Raw genomic sequence first — 1,631 nt, forward strand, 5'->3', positions numbered from 1 at the left:
TCTTCGCCGTCGCGGTATTCCACTTTACCGCACATCTCGCCGCATCGTGTTTCTTTCAAACGCATTGCGGCCGAAGGCCGATTACTACGCTCATTATTCTCTCCCCCCCTACCCGTCATGCAAGTGTGAAGTCCGCAAGTTTGTATTTTTTACGATAAAAATCAAAGGATTACGCGCGGACTAATCAAGCGGTTGATTTTCAGCATTGGTTAGGCAAAGGAAACAACTCATATTCTGTGAATGGAGAATGCTTGAAATTGTCAAACTCGCCTCTATCTTCTGGGTTTAGTTAATAAATTTTTACAAAAGAGAAATCAATGATTTATAACAACCAAACGCAACTGAGGTTATACTTACAAATTGAACTATAAATAAGGCGCCTGAGTCAATATTGACTGCTAAAATAAAAACAGCAGTAATTTATATTTATATTTGGAGATCATTAAAATGAATCGAAGCTATTCAACAGTTGCTCATAGCGCGTCATCTGCTTTTGCGACTAACAAGGTATTGCGTAACACTTACATACTTTTATCGTTGACACTATTGTTCAGCGGTCTAACCGCTGGGCTTTCAATGTTCTTAAATATGCCACCGATGACATATTTGATTTCTGTGATAAGTGGTATGCTGATTGCGATGTTTGTATTACCCCGTTTTGCCAACTCTACAGCTGGGATCGGAATTGTTTTTCTGATTACTGGTTTATTGGGATTTGGGCTGGGACCAATGTTGACAATGTATGCTTCTCTGCCTAATGGTGGAAATATCATTACATTGTCACTAGCTGGCACAGGTGCGATATTCATGGGATTATCCGCCTATGCCCTTGCCACACGAAAAGATTTTAGTTTTCTGGGTGGATTCTTGATGGTAGGCTTTTTGCTGGTACTACTTGCTGCACTGGCAAATATTTTCTTACAAATACCTGCAATGTCATTAGCGATATCAGCTGTAGTTATCCTGATCATGAGTGGTTTCATTTTATACGACACGAGTCGTATTATTCATGGTGGCGAAACTAATTATGTGTTAGCAACGATTGGGCTATATATGACAATTTTCAATATCTTTATCAGCTTGTTGCAAATTTTAGGGATTATGGGTAATGATGATTAATTGTCGGCTACTTTAAATAGCAGCTATTCAAAGCCCCGGTCAAACCGGGGTTTTGTTTTTTAGAGCGGAATAAATGGAAGGGGAAGAAGTCTGGATATGGATTGGATGCAAATTGCTTCTGCATTAGCGTTAGTAATGTTCTTAATAATTTTATTTCCTGCAGCACTGGAAATGATGAAGAACAGCCCAAAAGCTACATCTTCGGATTGGAAGGCCATTGTCGTTCCCATGATAATAATTGTTTTGTTTATTATGCTGCTAATTAAGTTAGTTTAAGCTAAGTTTTTATTGGTACAAGCATCTGACAATTAGGAAGAAGTTATGATGACCCTGATCCGCCGATCAGCACTATTAAATTAAGTAAAATATATTTAATAGTCAAAAAATTCTACGGCCGTGGTGGTGACAATCAATTCTAAATGAGCGTAGTAATCGGCCTTCGGCCGCAATGCGTTTGAAAGAAACACGATGCGGCGAGATGTGCGGTAAAGTGGAATACCGCGACGGCGAAG

General features: G+C 39.3%; 3 protein-coding genes. All 3 read left to right on the plus strand.

The features are described 5' to 3' along the window. Positions 1–184: hypothetical protein (locus tag BLW34_RS16665; RefSeq protein ID WP_218138893.1), on the plus strand; the 184-nt coding region annotated here is incomplete at its 5' end. Between the two features lie 263 nt (positions 185–447). Next, the gene (locus BLW34_RS15245; protein ID WP_090581390.1) at positions 448–1,119 is read left to right on the plus strand and encodes a Bax inhibitor-1/YccA family protein; all 672 of its coding nucleotides are present in this window, start codon (positions 448–450) and stop codon (positions 1,117–1,119) included. Between the two features lie 96 nt (positions 1,120–1,215). Continuing rightward, positions 1,216–1,395 (plus strand): hypothetical protein, encoded by a 180-nt coding sequence (locus BLW34_RS15250; protein ID WP_090581393.1) that lies wholly within the window; start codon positions 1,216–1,218, stop codon positions 1,393–1,395. The last annotated feature ends 236 nt before the right edge of the window (positions 1,396–1,631 follow it).

The organism is Nitrosomonas sp. Nm58 (assembly GCF_900107335.1).
GTDB lineage: Bacteria > Pseudomonadota > Gammaproteobacteria > Burkholderiales > Nitrosomonadaceae > Nitrosomonas.